The following is a 20,325-nucleotide window of genomic DNA, read 5'->3' on the forward strand; positions in this document are numbered from 1 at the left end:
TATAATAGAAACGAACGATGATATAATACATATTTGGAATATGGACTATTCTTCCTAGTTATAACGCACCCTCTATAATTCTCATATCACAGGTCTATAATTCTCATATCACAGGAGTGATTCGATGGAAATTCGTCACCTTGAACACTTTACAGAAGTTGCGAAACAGCTAAGCTTTACAAAGGCAGCGGCCTCGCTGCACGTATCACAACCTTCAATTAGTAAATCGATTAAGCAGATTGAAGATGAGCTTGGTGTGCCGCTTTTTTATAGATCGAAGCAGTTAGAATTAACGGATGCTGGTGAAGCTGTACTGGTAAACGCGAAAAAAGTCCTTCTTGCCTTTGATGCGATGACAGCAGAGCTATCAGATCTCACTGCGATTAAGAAAGGCCAGATTAAGATTGGAATTCCACCTATCATTGGAGCTGCTTTCTTCTCTAGTCTGGTTAGTCGATTTAAGGAAACTTGTCCGAGCGTCACGATTCTATTAACAGAGGTTGGATCGAAACGAATTAAACAAGGTGTCGAAGATGGTTCTTTAGATGTAGGGATGGTTTGTAATCTACCTCTTCAGAAAGAAAAATTTGAGACCCTTCCTGTGATAAAAGATCCGTTAATGTTAATCGTACCCACTGATCATCCCTTTAACGGAATGGACAATGTGACGATTGCAGATTTAGAAAAGGAACCATTTATCATGTATCGGGATGATTTCACACTCTATGATCGAATCGTTGAAGCTTTTGAGAAGCGAGGTTTTTATCCTAATATCGTTTGCCAAAGCTCCCAAAAAGATTTCATGATCGAGATGGTTGAAGCAAAGCTTGGCATCGCTTTGCTACCCGATAAGATTGCCCTCAGCATCCAAAATCCTTCTATCACCGCCCTTCGTATTGTTGACTCTGAAGTAAACCTTGAACTCGGACTGATTTGGAAGAAAGATAAGTACTTATCCTTCGCAGTAAGAGAATTTATTAAACTTGCTAGGTGCTAAGCGAGCAACCGTTCAGATCCGCTTTAATAGAGCGGATCTGAATTGTTATCAGGTCATCTGATGACCTGGTTTCTAGTACCCATTATAAGGAGATGTTTTGCATAACTCAACCTTATTTTTAAAATTTTCTGAAAAAAGGTATTACGTCTTAGGCATATTTAAGGAGAACACTTTCTACGGTGTTCAAGTGATCAAGCATCGCATGTTGAGCTTCCGAAGCATTTTGGCTTTTGATCGCCAAGAAAATGCGGCGATGCTCATCAAACAGTTTTTCTAACATGGTGGTCTCAGAATAAAAGGATATTTTCCTCGTTTCTCGAATCGAATCATACATTAACTGAGAGACATGATTCATTAGCTCTAAAAGGATGTTATTGTGAGATGCTGAAGTGATTGCCATGTGAAATTTCAAGTCAGCCTGCTCACCAAGTTCATGATTTAACGCTGCTTTTTCCATTTCGTTTAGTGCTTCTTGCATATTCATTAAATCCTGATCAGTCCGTTTTGCAGCAGCACTTGCTGCACATCCAGTCTCAATCACTTTTCTAACTTCTAATAACTCAACGATATCTTCTTTCTTCATTAACATCCCATTGACCGACAGGGATTGGCTGATACTTGAAGGGTCAAATTGTTTTACGTACGTACCTTCTCCTTGCTTCATTTCGATCAGCCCCATCGCTCGAAGTGCGCTTAATGCCTCTCTAACAGCTGATCTCCCCACATTAAATTGTTCTGCTAACAAATGGACAGAATCTAGCTTTTCCCCTGGAGACAGCTCTCCGCTTTTAATTCTATCTAATAGTTGATCGGCAATTTCTTCATATATTTTTCGACGTCTGATTTGTTCATAAGCCATATTTTACACCTCTTCCCTTTCATCTTACTGTTCATTTTAACAGATTTCCTAAAGGCATATAGAAAACCGATGAGTTTTCTCTCATCGGTTTGGATGCGTTATTCCTCTGTTATCTCCCACTTGTGTTCAAACTCCACACACCCTTTTAGGGTTTGGGCGACAGGACAACCTCGTTCAAACACTGCTAACGCTCGCTCGGCAGCATCTCTCTTCCCTTCTGGAATCACAAGGTTATACGTACACTTGATTTTTGTAATCTTTAAGACGCCGTCTGGTGCTTCGATAAGCCCTTCAAATTGTCCAGACAGTTTATTAGGATAAGTTGGTATTTGGCGCGCTTCCAGCGCACCTGATAGGGTACCGGTTAGTCAGCCACCAGCTGCAGCAACGATATGGTCTAGTGTGGATGGGTGTTCTTCTTCAACAGAAACACCGTAAAAATCTTTGACGCCTCCGTGAACACCAAATTCGATCGGTTCTTGGAAATCTGCGATGTAAGCGCGTCGCTTCTTCCCTTTGTCTTGCTCAATTCGTATATTCGATATTTCGATCGGTTTACTCAAACAATCCCTCCTATATTCTTCGTTATTAATCATTTTCCACTGCAACTATTTCGTTAAACAATGTATTGAATCCTTCTGCCGATATTAAGAGAAGGGATAACGAGAAAATGGTAGAATAAAGTATCAAAAGGGGGAATGCTAAATGCCTAAAACGTGGGATCAATCGATCGAAATACATGCACCCATCGAGGTAGTGTGGGGGTATTTAGATGGTTCATTAGAAAACATGCAGAAAATCATGCCTAATGTAGTGGAAAATACACCAATTAAAGTGACTGATGAGGGTGTTGGGAGTATAGCCAGGCAGAAGTATCGTGAAGGAAAACGTGTGATGGAATATGATGTACATACACTAGAGTATATGAGTAAAGAAGAAGAGAAAAAGCTAACGATCGCCTTTAATCTTGGTGGAATGTTTGATATTCAAGGAACATATGAGCTATTTAAGCTTTCTGAGGATACGACGAAGCTTCGATATACGGGCTTTAATAAACCGTTGAAATGGTACATCAAACCGTTCGTGCTCTTTTCCAGTGATAAAGTGGTTAACGAATTTTTAGATAGAGTGAAGCGTGTATCTGAAAATCGAGAATAGAAGCCAGATGAAGTCTGGCTTTTTCATATATCTTTTCGACTGTTCACTTCAAAAGCAGCTCTGACACCTGACTCTATTGCCCCTTCGATCCAGCCATGGAAGGACGAAGTATGTTCGCCAGCAAAGTGCACTCGACCTTCAGGTTGAGTGATAACCTTTTCAAATTCTGTTATCTGGTTCGGTTTATAAAGAGTGAAGCATCCACCAGAAAATTCATTTTGACTCCAACTAAATGAAGCCCCGTTCAAATAATCATCAAATACCCGCTTTCCATGAACCTTCGCAAGATCTTCAAGCGACTGAGTGATTTGTTGTTCTAGCGATAAACTATTCCATAACATTGCATTATCTTCCCAGCTATAACTGGCGAGTAACACCCCGCTAGTTGACTCATCGGCGGTTCGACTAGGTGTATATGTATACCGGTTTGGAAAATCCGATATCAGGTTCGCACCGCCAAGTCCTTCCTCCTCCCAAAAACTCTTTTTAAATTGAATGCCGATCTTCATAGACGCCACGTAATGAAGCTCTCGTATTGCTTTCCACTTTTCAAAAGAAAACGAATGATAAGGGTACACTTCAATAAATTGAAACACAGAAAATGGGACGGTCATGATGACAACATCACTTTTAAACGTGTTGATTTCTCCTGTTTGTTGATTCCTACTTTGAACCACGATATTTCTCGGTCTTTGTACCAACCTGTGTACTTTTTCGCTATAGAGAATGTTTTCTTCTAGATCTTTAAGAAAGGACTTTGGCAAGCGGTCATTTCCGCCAGTTATCTCATTAAATTCTAACTCCGCATTAAACACAGTATTAACGATATCCGTTAAAATATCAACGAAGGATAGTTCTGAGAACCCCTCGATTCCTAATAACACCTTGATCATACGAACGGCATTTGGTGAGAGAGATGGTCCGATGGGGTTGTATCTCAAAAAGTTTTCCATGGAATAGCGATCGAACTTTCTTCTTAAGAAATCTTTTTGGCTTTGATCCCCCTTCTCATATAGCGTATAAAAGGGTTGTACGGCACTTAAAAATAATTCGACAGCTGTTTTTCCCCTTTTCTTCTGGTCGTAATGGGAAGTTAAGGATATCTGGGTTTCGTTCATACTCTTCCCTACTTACCTGAATGCCATTGGCATATAGGATATCTTTCGGTGAGCTGTTAATAAATTTATTTATTGGTAGGTTAAAACGTGAGATATATTCATATGTTAATTTATGGGTAACAGGAATCCTCATAGCACCGACATCAAGGTATTTACCATCAGTAAAAGGCTCTCTCATCGTATAGATTCTTCCACCAATACGCGTGTTTCCTTCAAGAATCGTTACGTTATGCCCCGCACTTTTTAGAAGGGATGCTGATACAAGCCCAGACATTCCTGCACCGATAATCATAACATTCAAAGTTCGATCTGGTTTAGGTAGACCATTTCGTATGATTGTAAGCATATCATCTGGATAACTCAGTGAGTGATCAATCGGTTGACTCATCGTTTCCCCTCCTTTTTTATCACCCTATGTAGAGGAAGGAATTTATATGTTTAAGTCGTACTTTATACTTGCAACACCATCTTATAGTTGACCATAGTGACTCCATTCTTTTTGACCTGCTGCTTTTTCACTTCCCGAAACCCTTGACGTTCAAAGAATGGTTTCGCGGTGATGCTTGCTTCAGTAGTCAATTGTTGTAAACCGAGCTGTTTCGCTTTTGTTAAGAGCTTGTTAACAAGCGCGGTAGCGACACCTTGACGCTGATAATCTTTATGAACATAAAGAAGGTCTAAAACTCCCTCTCCTGTTAAATCAGCAAACCCAATAATAATACCATCCTCGAGAGCGACGTATGTATCATGATCACGAAGCGATTTTAGCCATTTAATCTTTCTTTGTTCTCTTTCGTGAGGATTAGCCCAAGCAGCTATTTGTTCATACGAATAATCTCGAGAGTTAATCGAATGGACAGTATCATAAAATAAATCGATGATGGGTTGGATATCTTCATCATGGAACTTTCTAATCATCATATGAATCCCTCCTATCAATACTTGCTAACCATGCGTTGAAGAAATTTGGAAGACAGTGCACAAGTGCACTGTCTTTCAAGGGTCACCTCATGTTTTCAACGAGCATGGCCATGCCCTGACCTCCACCTACGCACAGCGTTGCGATTCCATAACGTTCATTTCTTCTCTTCATTTCATACATCAATGACGTTAATATTCTAGCGCCTGTAGCTCCGAGCGGGTGCCCGAGCGCGATGGCACCTCCGTTAACATTTACTTTACTAACGTCAAGGTTTAGTTCTCTTATAACAGCGAGTGCCTGCGCGGCGAAGGCTTCGTTAAGTTCAATCAAGCCGATTTCTTGAAGGGACATATTCGTTTTCTCTAGTAACTTTTTTACAGCAGGCACTGGACCAACTCCCATGATCTCTGGGGACACTCCTGAAGTAGTCCAATCCACAACACGAGCGAGGGGTTCTACGTTCAATGCTTTTGCTTTTTCTTCGCTCATGATAAGCATGGCTACTGCACCATCATTTCTTCCACATGCATTCCCGGCTGTTACGGTCCCATTCTCTTTAAAAACGGGATTCAGTTTTGAAAGCTTTTCAAATGTTGTGCCAGGTCTCGGGTGTTCATCTGTATCAAATAGATAAGAATCTCGTTTCGATTTAATCTCTACTGGCGTGATTTCTTCATTGAAGGTTCCTTTTTCAATAGCAACAGCTGCTCTCCTTTGGCTTTCAGCTGCAAAGCGGTCCTGATCTTCTCTTGAAATCTCATAACGATCAGCAACATTTTCGGCAGTTATCCCCATTCCAAGGTTTGAACCGAAAAGTTCGATTGGCTGCTGTCCAGCTTCTGTGTTGGAATCCACCAATTGTGTCCTATCACCTCCGAATCGACTGTTACGTAAGTAGATGGGAGCATTACTTAAGCTTTCGGTCCCGCCTGCAACGACGACTTCTGCTTGGCCAGATTGTACTTGTTGTACAGCAGATGCAACTGCCTGCATTCCAGATGCACAAAGTCTATTTATCGTAAAGCCTGGTGCCGTTTCTGAGATACCAGCGCGTAATCCTGCTACCCTCGCTACGTTTGACGATTCTGTCGTCTGTCTTACTTCTCCTAAGATGACTTCATCAACGGATTCTGGTGAGATTCCTGCCCGCTTAACCGATTCTTTTATAGCGATCGCGGCAAGCTCTCCAGAATTAATGCTCTTCAATGCTCCCCCATATCTTCCGACTGGCGTACGTACTGCTTCAACGATTACGATCCGTTCTTTCATCTTGCTTCCCCCCTATGTTCTCAGCTTCGCTATGAATATGTATAGAACCCTTTTCCGCTCTTCTTACCAAGATGCCCTGCTTTAACGTACTTCGTCAAGATCGGGCAAGGTCTATATTTCTCCCCAAGCGTTTCGTATAGATACTGCATGTTACGGAGTCTTGTATCTAATCCAACTAAATCTGCAAGTTCAAGCGGTCCCATGGGATGGTTTAACCCTAACTTCATCGCCTTATCGATGTCTTCAGGTGACGCCACACCTTCCATCACCATATTCATCGCTTCATTTCCTATCAAACAGTTCATTCGACTTACAGCAAAACCTGGAAATTCATTGATCTTTACACACTCTTTTCCAATCGATTCTCCAAATGCAATTGCTTTTTGGATCGTGTCATCTGACGTCTCAAGTCCGCAAATAACTTCAATTAGCTTCATTCTAGGGACAGGGTTAAAAAAGTGAAGGGCAATGCATTTCTCTGGACGGCTAGTTTGTGCAGCAAGTTCTGTTGGTGACATCGTTGATGTATTTGTTGCAAGAATTGTATGATCAGGTGTCATTTCATCAAGCTGTTTAAAGATGCTCGTCTTTAATTCCATAATCTCTAACACAGCTTCGATCACAAGATCTCGATCGTTCACTGCTGCATTCAACTCAGTCGTGTACTCGATCGAACCCAAGGACGAATCTGCTTCTTCCCTCGTTAGGATTTCTTTCGCAACTGCACGTTCAAACTCTTTTTCATGGTAAGCTTTGGCCTTTTCTAATGAAGATTCGTTTATATCTTGAAGAACAACGGATAAGCCTGATATAGCTACGGAATACGCAATGCCTCGTCCCATCGTCCCTGATCCGATCACTGCTACTTTCTTAATCGTCATTAAGAACCACCTCTCGTTTGATAACGCTTTCAATCTGTATTAAGGACATGCTATTCTCTAGTGAAAATTCCTTTTCCTTTTCCATAAACTTACCTGTTAGTCGATCTCAAAGATCTTTCCAGGGTTCATGATTCCATTTGGATCGAGTGAATGTTTTATTCCTCGCATCACTTCGAATGCTGGGCCATGTTCCATCTGCTGGTATTTCATTTTCCCTGTACCAACACCGTGTTCTCCAGTGCATGTCCCGCCTTTTTCGAGTGCATAGTGCACGAGGTGCTGATTTAGTTTAGTTGCTTTATCGAGTTCTGTCGGGTCATTAGGGTCTAACATGACGATCGCATGATAATTGCCATCCCCAACATGGCCAAGCAATGCGCCGTCTAACCCGTACGCTTCTATCGCTTTTCTTGCATCAATAATCGCGCCTGCTAGTTCAGATATCGGAACGCAAACGTCGGTAACCATCATTTTCTTACCAGGAGAGGCATGGCTAAATGAATAGGCAAGGTTATGACGGGCTTCCCATAGTTGAGCTCGTTTTTTTGAATCATGTTCAAAAATAAATTCATCGCAGTTATTATCTTCCGCAATGCTTTCAGCAAATGCAACGTCTTGTTTTAACCCTGCTTCGTTACCGTGAAACTCAATAAAGACGGTAGGTTTTTCTAAATAATCCGTTTCATTTGTTTTGTTTACTTGTTGAATCGATCTCGCATCAACAAGTTCCATCCTCGCTACAGGTATGCCAGCATGAAGAATGTTTGTGACAGTCGATACCGCATTTTCTATTTCTGGAAAAACGATACGTCCAGCGAGAATTGTTTCTGGTATCCCGTAAACTTTTAATGTAAGTTCTGAAAAAGTACCAAGTGTACCTTCCGAGCCTACAAAAAGACTGTTGAGGTGATAACCTGAGGATGATTTAGCAGTTAAGCTCCCTGTATGTATGATGCGTCCATCAGCAAGCACTACTTCCATATCTCGCACGACATCTCTCATCACACCGTAGCGAACGGATGTTGTGCCACTTGCATTTGTAGAAGCCATCCCACCGATCGTCGCATCTGCACCTGGGTCTACGGTGAAAAATAGTCCGTACTTTTTAAGTTCTTTATTCAATTGTGAACGTGTTACACCAGGCTGTACGCGAACTAAAAAATCATCGGGACGTACTTCGATAATTTTGTTCATAAGTTGAAAATCGATCGAAATTCCGCCTTGGTAAGGAATCACATGTCCTTCAAGGCTTGATCCAAGACCGAATGGTACGATTGGTATTCCATGTTTATTTGCTGCAGATACGACGTTACGAATGTCATCTGCATTCTTTGGAAACACGACGACATCTGGATTATGAGGAGTATGATATGACTCATCCCTACTATGTTGATCGATGATCGTTTCATTCGTACTGATTTGGTCTGGTTCAAGGAGAGCTGAGAGGATCTCAAGGATATTATTCAAAATGAATACACCTTCCAATCTTTTGTGTAAAATTATAAGTATTCTGACAAATATCGTCACTCTTATTATGAACCAAAAGTCGTCAAAGGACAATGGTCGTGCACTACATATAAAAAACCAGGTACATATTATGTACCTGGCGATTCACATTATTTTCCGATGAACATTTGCGTCCAGTAATGACCATCTTGAGCGAGTCCGACACCAATATGGGTGAAATTACCGTTCATGATGTTCTTGCGGTGCCCTTCACTTTTCATCCAGGCATCTACAACAGCTTCTGGTGTTTGTTGTCCTTGGGCGATGTTCTCACCTGCAGTCTTAAAGTCAACACCAAAATCTCTCATCATATCGAATGGTGATCCATACGTTGGACTTGTGTGTGAGAAGTAATTATTCTTCTGCATATCTCGTGATTTTTCTTGAGCTACATCACTTAATTTCGTGAATGCTTTTAGATCAGAAAGTCCTTGCTTTCTTCTCTCTTTGTTCGTTAGGTCGATTACTTGCTGTACTTCTTTGCTAATTTCTCCAGATGGTTCTGCTTGCTTTTCGTCATTCCCTTGAGCAGGTTGCTGATTATTCTGTCCCTGGTTGTTGTCGTTGTTGTTTTGACCATCTCTAGCACGTTGCTTTGCCTGCTCATCTCCCCCACCTATTCCATACTGCTCAGGGAATCCTTCAGGTAGGTACTCTCTAGGGTCAATACCAGGAATCGCTTCTTTGAACTCAAACTGCCCTTTTTTCACAATTTCTCCATGTGGGAATTTGCTACTAGGTGTTTCGGTGCTGTAAGAGTTCGGATCGATTGTAATCTGACCCGAGTTGATTCGCTGAATGCCTTCAGTTGGAGCTGTTGTATTCATATTCATTGCTTCGTTTTTATCGTTATCACCGTTTGCGTTACATGCTCCGAGTAGGATTAACCCGGGAAGTAATAACGGCATTAATTTTTTGTACATGCTTTGCCCTCCTTGTGTAATTTTTCTTACATCCTTAGTTTTTCATCAAAAGGGCAAAGTATTTGTGGTAAAAACCGTGAATTCATAATGAAATACCCATTAATGAAAAAAAGCCTCTCTGCATTAGTTGCAGAGAGGCTTTGTGTTATCAGCCAGTATTACGTAATCCGGCAGCAATTCCATTAATAGTGAGTAAAATTTCTTTTAACAATTCATCATCAGAGCTATTGTCAGCTCTGTATTTTGAAATCAACTCGACTTGAAGTGAGCTCAATGGATCTACGTACGGATTTCTTAGGCGGATGGAATCTTTAATGTTCGGTGTTCCATCCAATAGTTCTTCTTGACCTGTAATCGTAAGGATCACATTTTTCGTCAGATGATATTCTTCTACAATCATGTTAAAAATGCGTGCTGCTACATTTTCGTCTTTAATCAACGCCATATACTTTTCAGCAGTTGGTAAGTCTGCTTTCATTAGCCCCATCTGCAAGTTATCGATTAATGAAGCAAAAAACGGCCATTTTTCATACATCTGCTTAAGTTCGTTCAAGCCTTCTGAAGTCGATGCGTACTGATTGAGTCCAGTTCCAGATGCGTACCACGCCGGCATAAGCTGGCGACTTTGTGTCCAAGCAAACACCCATGGAATAGCACGGAGATCATCGAAGCTATTCGTACCTTTTCTACTCATCGGACGAGAACCGATGTTTAGTGCACCTAATTCAGGTAAAGGCGTCCCGTTTGTGAAATAAGTTAAAAATCCTTCATCTCTGAACACAAGGGACTGATACTTCTCAAGTGAAAGCTCTGACATCATTTCCATCGCTTCCTGCCATTTTTCTTGATCTGGATCTTTTTCTATCCCCGTTACAGCTGCTGAAAGTAATGTAGTTGTTGCTTGTTCAAGGCTTCTGTACGCAATATCGTAGAGAAGGTAGCGAGAAGATAGTACCTCTCCTTGTTCAGTGATTTTCACACCTGCTTTATACGTTTCTGGTGGCTGAGAAAGTAAACTTCTTCTCAATGGTCCGCCGCCACGTCCAAGTGCTCCGCCTCTACCGTGGAAAAATTTAAGCTTAAGGTTTCGTTCTTGTGCGATCTGGCTAATCTCTTGCTGGGCTTGGTAAAGCTTCCAGTTTGCAGTAAGGGTTCCGCCATCTTTACTGCCGTCAGAATAGCCTAGCATGATTTCTTGACGGTTCCCAAGTTGGTTAAGGTGCTTTTGATAGACGTCTAGGTCAAAGAGCACTTTCATCGTATTCCCACCAGCTTTTAAATCATCGATCGTCTCAAGGAGAGGTGCTACGTTAAGATTACTTTCGATACTTCCATCGGAGTGCAATCGGTAGATCCCTGCCTCTTTTGCAAGTACTAAAACCTCGAGAAGATCACTTGCTGTTTGGGTCATACTGATTAAGTAAACTGAGATCGACTCGTTCCCAAACTCATTGTGTGCTTTCTTTATCATCGTGAAGATATCGAGGATTTCTTGAGTCTCGCTCGTATAATCTTCGTATGTCGACAATACCGGTCGAGGATCTTCTAGGACTTCTGTAAGTAGATTAACTTTTTCACTTTCGGATAATGAGGAATAATCATCAGAAAGTTTGACGCGCTGCAATAATTCATGGATCGCACCTTCGTGTTTCCCACTGTGGTTTCGAATGTCTAGTGTTGCTAAGTGGAAGCGGAAAAGTGTAACCTGGCGGATAAGCTTGTGAAGGTCATCAAAATGGAAGCCTTCTGGATAATGTTGACGAAGGCTATTTTCGATTAGCCTTAAATCATCAATGAACTCATCCGCATCTTTGTATCCCATATTTGTACCGATCTTATTTAGTTTCTCAAGAACATAAGATAGCTTCACACGGTAAGATTCATGTGGCACTCCCCACCGTTTAACGTGTGGAAGCGTCTCTTCATCTTGTTCAATCGATGCGATAAGTTCACCGCAAATCGGAACGCGATTAGAAGACTGGCTTAATTTTTTCATGAGCTCTTTTACGGATTGCTTATATTTAGAAATAACGACTTCACGCTGTTTTTCTAGCGTCTTCCAAGTTACTTCAGGCGTAACAAATGGATTGCCATCTCGGTCTCCACCAATCCACGAACCAAAATTTAGGATGTTTGGGATGTTCCATGAGACTTCTGGATAATGTTCTTTTAAGCATTCATCAAGTTCCTCATGGATTTCTGGAAGCACATCAAACAACGTCTCTTCAAAATAAAATAACCCTAAATTCACTTCATCCATAACGGTAGGTTTCTTATGACGGAGCTCGTCTGTTTGCCAAAGTGTTGTAATTTCGTTATAGATTGAGTCCTTGATACTCTTTTTCTCTCTAGAAGTTAGTAATGGGCTGTCCATTTCTCGAAGAGCATTAGCGATTCGCTTATGAATTTCAAGCACTGATCTACGAGTCGACTCAGTTGGGTGAGCTGTCAGAATCAATTCCAATGAAAGGGATTTGAGTGTTTCTTCGATCAACTCTCCGGGCACATTGTTTTGTTTAAGCGTTGATATTGCATGTGGAATAGAGCCAGGCTGTGATTGGTCTTCTTCAAGCATTTGATAATCTCTTCTTCTTCTAATTCTGTGATTTTGTTCAGCAATGTTTACAAGATGAAAATATAATGCAAAAGCACGAATAACCTGTTTCCGTAATGGAGATTGTAGGTTTTGTATCGTCTCTTCTAACTCCTTTGTCATTTCATCCGTTGCATCTTGTCTGATCGACTTCGTCTTTTCACGAATCGACTCCACTTTTTCTAGAAGTTCAGGTCCGCCATGCTGCACTAAAACGTCACCGAGTAAGTTACCTAACATATTGATGTCACGCCTTAGTGCAACGTGGTGGTTTTGTTGTGATGTTGTTGCTGTATCGAGTTTTGCCATCTGCGACCATCCTTTCTTGATTTTAAATTCGAAAATTAAAATTATTTCAATATTTCTATTATATACAAGAAATTTTATTTTTGTCACGTAATAAGAAAGCGTTTGTAGATAGTTGCATTCCCTATAGTAACTAGTGAGAAAGGGATGGAAGCGGATACATTATTTTTGAAATTTTTCTCTGAAACCATTGAAAAACCCGCAATATTTGCGGGTTTCTAAACGACTTTTTATAAGTGGAACTTTTTCCTGAACTGCTCGATCTTTTTGTTTTCCCCTACGATAAGAATCACATCATTACTTTGAAATGCGACTTCTGCATACCGACTTAGAATCGGTGAATCATCCCTCAAGATCAGAGAAACGTTAAGATCATACTTTCTTGAGAAGTCTAATTCTAGAAGTGTTTTTCCGACGAGTTCTTCAGGTACTTTTAATTCAACTGCTGAAACGTTTTTTGTGATTTCGATGTATTCGATCACGTTAGGCATCGTAATCTGTCTTGCTACTTTCATTCCAGCTTCTTCCTCTGGATAAATCACTCGATCTGCACCTAAATTTGATAGGATTTCTCCGATTTCTTTACTTGTAGCCTTTACGATAATTTCCTTTGCATTACGTTCTCTTAGCCTGTTCGTAATAAGGATGGCAGAGTATGAATCTGTCCCGATCGCAACGAATACAGCATCGAATTGGTCGACATTCAAATCGTCCATCACACCATTCTCTCGAAGGTCCCCTACAATCGAATGGGTGGCGTATTTTTCAACATCCTCGAGAGGACCTTCGTCTTTGTCACAAACGATCACATCGCATTTTTGTTCATACAGTTCTTGTATGATTCCCTTCGCGAATCTTCCTGCACCTAATACTAGAAATTGTTTTCTCACATGATCAAACCCCTTCTTATCCCACTGCTAGGTCTTCTTTTAAGTATCGAGTTTTTGATTTTTCAATTTTAAAAACAATATAAATAAAGCTAAAAATACCTATTCTTCCGATGATCATCAAAATGCATAACAGGAGCTTAGAGAAGGTTGCTAGTTCTCCTGTAATCCCCATCGACAGTCCAGTGTTCGTTAGGGCTGAGAGTACTTCAAAAGCGATCAATTCAATTTCCTGCAATTCGAAAAGTGAAAGTGCAACAGTCGATAACCCAAACAGAAATACAAAGCTTACAAAGATTAGAAAAGCTTTATTGATCGAGTCTTGTGAAATCGTCTTCTTCATTAGTGTTGTATGTTCTTGAGATTTTGCAACAGACACCATCTTAGCCATCAAAACGGAGAAAGTTGTTAAGCGTAAGCCTCCACCTGTACTAGACGAAGCGCCACCAATGAACATAAGAATCATAAGAATTAGGACTGTCGTGATGTGAAGTGTAGATATGTCGATCGTCGTTAATCCACCGTTCCGAGTTGTTGCAGATAGAAAGAACACATTGAACAATTTATCTGTAAATGAAAGGTGATGGAACGCTCCATTATGTTCTAGTGTATAATAAATTACTGCTGCTAAAAGAAATAATGACGTATGGAGCCGTATGTTGATTCGTGAGAATAAACTCCTTTTACGGCGAAACGGATTTATGTATTCTACGATCGTGGGAAACCCAAGACTTCCGATAAAAATCATCACCATGGTCGTTAATAAAAACAAACGACTTTCTTGAAATGACATAAGGCTATCGCCAAAGAGGTCGAATCCAGCGTTTGTAAAGCTCGCGACACTGTGAAATACCGTTACGAAGATCGCTTCTTTCAAAGAAGTAAATTCGTCTCGTATTCCGTTGAACATTAAAGCAAATCCTATCGCTTCCACGATAAGCGCGATAACAAGGACTGATATACTTAACGATTTAATCGTTTTTAGTTTGGATTGATTCTGATCTTTTGAAAGGAGAAGCATACTCGACATGGTAAGCTTCTTACCCATCATCATAAATAAGTAACTGATGAGGACGAGTATTCCTACTCCACCAAGCTGCATTTCAATGATGAGGATTGCTTGACCAACCCTCGTTAGCTTTGTAGAAACATCGATAACCGATAATCCAGTCACACTAAGGGCACTGGTTGATACAAACAAAGCATCAACAAATGGCAGGCCTCCTACATTTGCAAAAGGTAGGACATAGAATAGGCTAAACAGTAAAATAGTCCCCACGTACATCATGAAAATATAACGAAAAGATTGAATGGTTGATTTGTTTTTATACATAACATCTCTCCAACTAGTGGGTGTCTTCACATTTATTTACAGCATATACACTATATCATACATTAAAAACAGGCCATGAAAAAACTCCTTATTATTAAGGAGTTTTTGCTTGCTGTTTTATTATATAGTCGTATAATCCCATAGCACATACAGATAAGTCTAGCTCTATGTAGCGATAGATGTGATGGTCGGTTGCGATTCCTTGATTACTGAGTGTTGTTTGCACTTTTGTAAATAAGTCATCCGCAATCAGTTTACTTACATATTCAGGTGCACCCTCGTTAACATCATTTACGATTGTTTCAGCTGAACGAATGAATTCAGGTAACCAATACGTTAATTGTTCGGTTACGTGTTCAGGTGCATCCGATTTCCCGTAGTGTCCAAAATAAATCGCATCAGGGTTGAAAGCCATGATCTTCTCAAGCGAATCAAGCATATCATGGGGGTTGAACTGATTAGGAGATGTTGATGGTAGGTAAAGCTCAACATCTGATAGAGGATAATAAACCCCTATCGTATCGCCTACAAAAACACCGTTTGTTTTAGAGTCATGGATTGAAAAGTGATGCTTCGCATGGCCAGGAGTATCGTTGAATGTAAGAACTCGATCCTCTCCAACCGACAACTTTTCTACATCTTCCATCGTGAGTAAACGATCGGATGGAATCGGAATGATCGGATCAAAAAGTTCATCAAATTTCTCACCGTATACAGCTTTTGCTCCTTGAATTAAGCGTGAAGGATTCTCAAGGTGTCTGTAGCCTTTTTGATGGACGATCACTCTAGCATTAGGACATTTTTCAAGGAAGAGTCCAGTCCCTCCAGCGTGGTCAAGATGAATATGTGTCACGATGATGTTACGTACTTTCTTTAAGTCGATGCTCAGTTCTTCAAGACCGTTTAGTAAATGAGGAATCGATGGACTTGCACTCGTTTCAATAATCGTGATTTCTTCTTCTGCTAGGATATAGCTACCAGTTCTTTTTTCTAGGTTTAGATCATTTAGATCGACAAGGTATAAATCTTCACCAATTTTTTCAGGTTGGGTCATTTTGATCTTCCTTTCATCCAAACTTTTTCTTTTTACCATGAAAGGCTTCTTCAAGACGGCCACAAACTCCTCTAATTCTAGGGAATTGCTAGTATGGTTGCAGTGTATTTTCAATCAATCGAGTAATGTCCTTAAACCTGTTCTTCCCGCCAAATGGACTATCGAGAAGACTACACAATGCTACGAGATCAGCTAGCTTCGCTAATTGCCTCCAGTTGGGCGATAATACAATACTGTTGTTCTTTAAACCAGTTAGGAGCCCCTCTTCAAACGACTCCATATTCGGAAAGTGATCGTAGCGAATCATGTTACCAATATCTAAATAAATGCTCCCCGAAAAAGCGAATTCCCAGTCTAATACAGCACTCACTTCAGTTCCTTCAATCAAGAGGTTAAGTCCGTTAAAGTCACCGTGAACGAGCCTAGCTTCACTTTCGTCTTCTATGAAAAGTGCAGCATGTTTTTTTGCATATGCAAGGATTCGGTGCGTTAAAGACTGTGAGATTCTTGAGGTCATCGGTCCGTTTTGAACAAACGATTCAATTATTCCAATAAAGGACTTTGGAGTTAGACGAAATGGTTCTTTTACTGTTACATTCGCATCTAAAAAGCCATGTGAATCAAACGATAGATTCCGCAACGAAGCGAGTTGTTCACCAACGGAATGACCGATCGAATACATCTCATTAGATGAAGAAGTTAACCGATCCCTTAATAACACTCCTTCTTTCCATTCAACCAGTGCAACACTAAACTCTGGTCGATGTGAGAGGTGTAGGAATTCAGGGGTTCTGACTTCTTTAGGTAGAATTTGATTAAGATTCTGTTCAAGGGTGAGTGTTTTCTTGTTCGTAGTGAACCTGGCAACAAGAGATGACCCATCATGGAGGTCTAATTTGTAATTAGAGTGGCTCAATCCACCTTTTAATAAATGAATGTTTGAGATAGATAATCCGGGTTGATAGCTTTCTACAATAGCAGAAAAGGTCTTTTCATCTGGTTCGATAATCGGCTTATTCCGTTCCCAGTTCGTTTTCATCGAGCACCTCCTACTGTTGTTGCTAAAAAAAGAGCTCTTTCGTTTTTAGAAAGAGCTCTTTGATTAATTCCAACTTATTGGTAATGGCAAAACATCCTGGATGTTTTTTTCATAGCTTGTTCTCTCATTTTCCGTCATCCAAATCGTCACTGATCCCTTATCTTGACTTGTTCGAATCAAGCGCCCCACGCCCTGGCGGAGTCTAAGCAGCATGTAAGGTAGGTCCACATCCCCTTCAGGATTCCCCGCATGCTTGCGCTTTGCTTGGAAAACAGGGTCGTTCGGTGGCATTGGAAGAGATGAAATGATGACGTGTGAGAGTGACTCACCCGGGACATCTAAACCTTCCCATAGGTGATACGAACACAATACTGCAGAAGGATCATCTTGAAATTCTTTAACCGTTTCACTTATTTCACGATCGCCTTCGTAAATCATTTTAAATGACCAGTCTTTCCTGCCTGCCCATGTTTTAAAACGGTTCATTTCTTCTGATGATGAGAATAGGATCAATGAATGACCATTATTCTTCGTAAGTGAATCTCCGATATCGCTCCACTTTTCTTCTTCATCACCTTCAATATTCCCTTTTAACTCCATCTGCTCTTCGTAGTCAAACGGTGAGTTCACAGAAAATGAAGCGTGTTTTTCAATCCCTAAACTGTTAGAGATATAAGAAAAATCCCCTGCTTGTGATAACGTTGCTGAAGAGAAAATGAATGGAATTTTCTGAGAGAAAACTTCTTTTCTTAATATATCTTCAACGAGTCTTGGCATGATGACGAGGCTCGTATCAGTAGTTGTTTCTTCTAGCCAATGAATTCCCTCACCATCTTTAAGGAAGGTTCTTAACCCATAAGCGAAGAACTCTAAATATTCTTCCATGATCTTTACATGATAATCATCCATCACATATAGCTCTGAATCGAATACAAGTTGTTCTAGTAGTGCATCTACTTTATGAACGATGGTCTCAGCTATCGAAACGATCGAATCAGTTCTTGAAACATCTTTTCGTACGGACCCTTCAACGGATTTCGCGTTTTGACTTAACTGTGCGAACCACTCATCGTGAAGTTCGAGGATATCCTCTACAAGCGTGAGTGATTCTTCTCTGACGTCCTGATCCATATATCCTGTAAGGACATTCGAGAGTGTTTCAGAATGAAAACGATAAGTTAGCCCTTTTTGTGCCGAAAACTCAAGTAAATGGCCTTCGTCAAATACAACAGTACTTGCTTCAGGCAAAAGAGGCAGCTGTCCTTCTCTTTTACGTGATTCTTTCGTCCAAATATGTTCCATATAAAAGTCATGTGAGCAAATGATAAGATCGCTTGCTTGACGATAATGCTTACGGTTCAGCGTTTGCCCACAGCGGTGACGCCAATCACAAGTAGAACATTGCTGCAGTGGATCCCATGCGATTTTTTCCCATTTTTCATTAGGAACCCAAGGGTATTCCTTTCGATCACCGTATCGATAAAAGGATTGCATAGAAGCAGCTGGTTCATAGACAAAATCAGGGATTTCGTCATGAACACTTAAGATATCTTCGTCATCCGTGCGATGGGAAAGATAGTCTAGTTTTTTCACACATACATATTGTTCTCTTGCTTTTGCTAGTCGCACATCTACAGTTAACCCAAGTGCCTTCTCAAGCTTTTCGATGTCTCCACCTTTTTTAACAAGCTGCTCGATCAGCGTTTCATCTGCACAGGAAATGATCGCTGGCTTTCTCGAGTATCTCGCATAACAGATGGCATAAAGCAGGTAGACAAATGTCTTCCCGGTTCCTACTCCAGCTTCAGCAAATACAACGCTTTTATTCTTAAAAGCCTGTTCGATTTGAAAGGCCATAAAGATTTGTTCATCTCGGAGCTCATAACCGTGCTCGGGAAGAATGTCATAAAAGACATCACCAATGTAGTCTCCAAGCACATCATAAAATGAATCTTCTTTTGTTATTTCAAATGGTAATGGTTGAGTCATGTACGGTCTCCTCTTCTAGATTGGTACGTCCTCTTTTTCAAGAAAACCAACCCTTATCATAACAGATATCCTAGGAAAAGTGGTGATTAACTCTCGTTGGTATGCCGTAATTTTCTGGTAGATAAGAATCGAAACGATTGTTACCAGAAAAAAACGCCTGACTAGGCGTTTTAAATCAAAAGGTTAAATAAATCCTGATCTTTATTGATCTCAATATAAGAGAAGCCGCTCATCTCCATTCGTTCAATTAAAGGGTGATAATCCTCCACTTTGTTCAATTCGATACCGACTAGAACGGGACCTTTATCTCTATTATTTTTCTTTGTGTATTCAAAACGTGTGATATCATCGGTAGGTCCGAGTACATCCGCCATGAATTCTTTTAGAGCTCCAGCACGCTGAGGGAAATGAACAATAAAATAATGCTTTAATCCTTCATAGATCAATGAGCGTTCCTGGATTTCTTGCATACGATTGATATCATTATTCCCTCCGCTAATGATACAAACAACATTCTTACCTTTAATTTGATCTTGATAAAAATCCAAAGCAGCGATCGAGAGTGCTCCAGCTGGCTCAGCTACAATCGCATTTTGATTGTACAACTCAAGAATCGTCGTGCATATTTTCCCCTCTGGTACAAGAATGACGTCATCTAAAAGCTGTTTGCAAATCTCAAGTGTCAGTTTCCCTACTTGTTTCACTGCAGCACCATCGACGAATTTGTTGATGTATTCAAGAGGAACCATTTCATTACGATCGATGGAACTCTTCATTCCAGGAGCTCCTTCTGGTTCAACACCGATCACTTTCGTCTCTGGGTTAATACTCTTTACGAATGAACCGACACCAGATGCAAGTCCTCCTCCACCGATAGGAGCCATCACAACATCAACATGGTCAAGATCGTTCATGATTTCAAGTCCAACTGTTCCTTGACCTGCAATCGTATGATAATCATCGAATGGATGGATGAAGGTCTTCTCTTCATGATTGCAGAAATCGATCGCTGTTTTGAACGAATCATCGAACGTATCTCCAGTTAGGATGACCTCAACTGAAGAGCCACCGAATAGTTCAACTTGTGATACCTTTTGTCTAGGAGTCGTAGCCGGCATAAAAATATGCCCTTGAATGCCAAGTGTTTTACATGAATACGCCACGCCTTGAGCGTGGTTTCCTGCACTCGCGCATACGATACCGCGTACTTTTTCCTCGTTGCTTAGTCCATGAATGCGGTTATAAGCACCTCGAATCTTAAATGACCTAACGTTTTGTAGGTCTTCCCTTTTTAAGTATATGTTGCATTGATAACGCTCTGATAGGATTTCATTGCGTTGAAGTGGTGTTCTTTCTGCTACGTCCTTCAACACCTGATTTGCGATAATGATATCTTCTACTTGTACTTTGCTAATTGTTTTACTCATTCTCGCTCTCCCTTTATTTAATAAGAATAATCTAACTTTTTAGAAATCATTTTAACATAGTTTA

General features: G+C 40.6%; 18 protein-coding genes and 1 pseudogene. 2 read left to right on the top strand and 17 right to left on the bottom strand.

Translation table 11 applies throughout. From position 1 onward, the window contains the following. Positions 1–124 precede the first annotated feature (124 nt). Entirely contained in the window at positions 125–997 is an 873-nt protein-coding gene (locus ACXAEY_RS10000) for a LysR family transcriptional regulator (protein ID WP_474811741.1), read from the top strand. 148 nt (positions 998–1,145) lie between these two features. On the opposite strand, the gene ACXAEY_RS10005 is transcribed toward ACXAEY_RS10000, so the two are convergent. The 3 genes and pseudogenes from ACXAEY_RS10005 to ACXAEY_RS10015 all read right to left on the bottom strand — a co-directional run bounded on the left by ACXAEY_RS10005 (position 1,146) and on the right by ACXAEY_RS10015 (position 2,419). Next, entirely contained in the window at positions 1,146–1,856 is a 711-nt protein-coding gene (locus tag ACXAEY_RS10005) for a FadR/GntR family transcriptional regulator (protein WP_270182189.1), read from the bottom strand. 98 nt (positions 1,857–1,954) lie between these two features. Then, a pseudogene (locus ACXAEY_RS10010) lies at positions 1,955–2,203 on the bottom strand (OsmC family protein); the annotation flags it as partial. 21 nt (positions 2,204–2,224) lie between these two features. Beyond that, positions 2,225–2,419 (bottom strand): hypothetical protein, encoded by a 195-nt coding sequence (locus ACXAEY_RS10015; RefSeq protein ID WP_270182188.1) that lies wholly within the window; start codon positions 2,417–2,419, stop codon positions 2,225–2,227. Between the two features lie 142 nt (positions 2,420–2,561). Between ACXAEY_RS10015 and ACXAEY_RS10020 the strand changes: the two genes are divergently transcribed. Further along, positions 2,562–3,014, top strand: a complete 453-nt coding sequence (locus ACXAEY_RS10020) for an SRPBCC family protein (protein ID WP_474811743.1) — start codon at positions 2,562–2,564, stop codon at positions 3,012–3,014. A 23-nt stretch (positions 3,015–3,037) separates the two neighbouring features. On the opposite strand, the gene ACXAEY_RS10025 is transcribed toward ACXAEY_RS10020, so the two are convergent. From ACXAEY_RS10025 to ilvA, 14 genes are all read right to left on the bottom strand, one after another. After that, positions 3,038–4,132, bottom strand: coding sequence for a flavin monoamine oxidase family protein (locus ACXAEY_RS10025; RefSeq protein WP_474811745.1), 1,095 nt, complete (start codon positions 4,130–4,132; stop codon positions 3,038–3,040). Further along, positions 4,023–4,520 carry a flavin monoamine oxidase family protein gene (locus ACXAEY_RS10030; protein WP_474811747.1) on the bottom strand — a complete coding sequence of 166 codons (498 nt, stop codon included), beginning with the start codon at positions 4,518–4,520 and terminating at the stop codon, positions 4,023–4,025. Before ACXAEY_RS10030 ends, ACXAEY_RS10025 begins: the two co-directional genes overlap by 110 nt. Before the next feature lie 62 nt (positions 4,521–4,582). Continuing rightward, a complete protein-coding gene (locus tag ACXAEY_RS10035) occupies positions 4,583–5,053 on the bottom strand; it encodes a GNAT family N-acetyltransferase (protein ID WP_474811749.1) in 471 nt (156 codons plus the stop codon). An 82-nt stretch (positions 5,054–5,135) separates the two neighbouring features. After that, entirely contained in the window at positions 5,136–6,323 is a 1,188-nt protein-coding gene (locus tag ACXAEY_RS10040) for a thiolase family protein (RefSeq protein WP_474811751.1), read from the bottom strand. A 29-nt stretch (positions 6,324–6,352) separates the two neighbouring features. Then, positions 6,353–7,204: a 3-hydroxyacyl-CoA dehydrogenase family protein gene (locus tag ACXAEY_RS10045; RefSeq protein ID WP_474811753.1), complete on the bottom strand. Its 852-nt coding sequence runs from the start codon at positions 7,202–7,204 to the stop codon at positions 6,353–6,355. A gap of 96 nt (positions 7,205–7,300) precedes the next feature. Continuing rightward, the gene (locus tag ACXAEY_RS10050; protein ID WP_474811754.1) at positions 7,301–8,671 is read right to left on the bottom strand and encodes an FAD-binding oxidoreductase; all 1,371 of its coding nucleotides are present in this window, start codon (positions 8,669–8,671) and stop codon (positions 7,301–7,303) included. Between the two features lie 149 nt (positions 8,672–8,820). Further along, positions 8,821–9,633, bottom strand: coding sequence for a CAP domain-containing protein (locus tag ACXAEY_RS10055; RefSeq protein WP_270182182.1), 813 nt, complete (start codon positions 9,631–9,633; stop codon positions 8,821–8,823). A gap of 148 nt (positions 9,634–9,781) precedes the next feature. Then, positions 9,782–12,535, bottom strand: coding sequence for a phosphoenolpyruvate carboxylase (ppc, locus tag ACXAEY_RS10060; protein ID WP_474811757.1), 2,754 nt, complete (start codon positions 12,533–12,535; stop codon positions 9,782–9,784). Between the two features lie 227 nt (positions 12,536–12,762). Then, the gene (locus tag ACXAEY_RS10065) at positions 12,763–13,422 is read right to left on the bottom strand and encodes a potassium channel family protein (protein ID WP_270182180.1); all 660 of its coding nucleotides are present in this window, start codon (positions 13,420–13,422) and stop codon (positions 12,763–12,765) included. Positions 13,423–13,438: 16 nt separating this feature from the next. Further along, positions 13,439–14,752, bottom strand: a complete 1,314-nt coding sequence (locus ACXAEY_RS10070; protein WP_474811759.1) for a TrkH family potassium uptake protein — start codon at positions 14,750–14,752, stop codon at positions 13,439–13,441. A 94-nt stretch (positions 14,753–14,846) separates the two neighbouring features. Continuing rightward, positions 14,847–15,806, bottom strand: a complete 960-nt coding sequence (locus ACXAEY_RS10075) for an MBL fold metallo-hydrolase (protein WP_474811761.1) — start codon at positions 15,804–15,806, stop codon at positions 14,847–14,849. 88 nt (positions 15,807–15,894) lie between these two features. Continuing rightward, a complete protein-coding gene (locus ACXAEY_RS10080; protein WP_474811762.1) occupies positions 15,895–16,845 on the bottom strand; it encodes a phosphotransferase family protein in 951 nt (316 codons plus the stop codon). Between the two features lie 63 nt (positions 16,846–16,908). Then, positions 16,909–18,834: an ATP-dependent DNA helicase gene (locus ACXAEY_RS10085; protein ID WP_474811763.1), complete on the bottom strand. Its 1,926-nt coding sequence runs from the start codon at positions 18,832–18,834 to the stop codon at positions 16,909–16,911. A 170-nt stretch (positions 18,835–19,004) separates the two neighbouring features. Further along, positions 19,005–20,261 (bottom strand): threonine ammonia-lyase IlvA, encoded by a 1,257-nt coding sequence (gene ilvA / locus ACXAEY_RS10090; RefSeq protein WP_474811765.1) that lies wholly within the window; start codon positions 20,259–20,261, stop codon positions 19,005–19,007. Positions 20,262–20,325 lie beyond the last annotated feature (64 nt).

This window comes from Anaerobacillus sp. ABA4_114 (genome assembly GCF_056159065.1).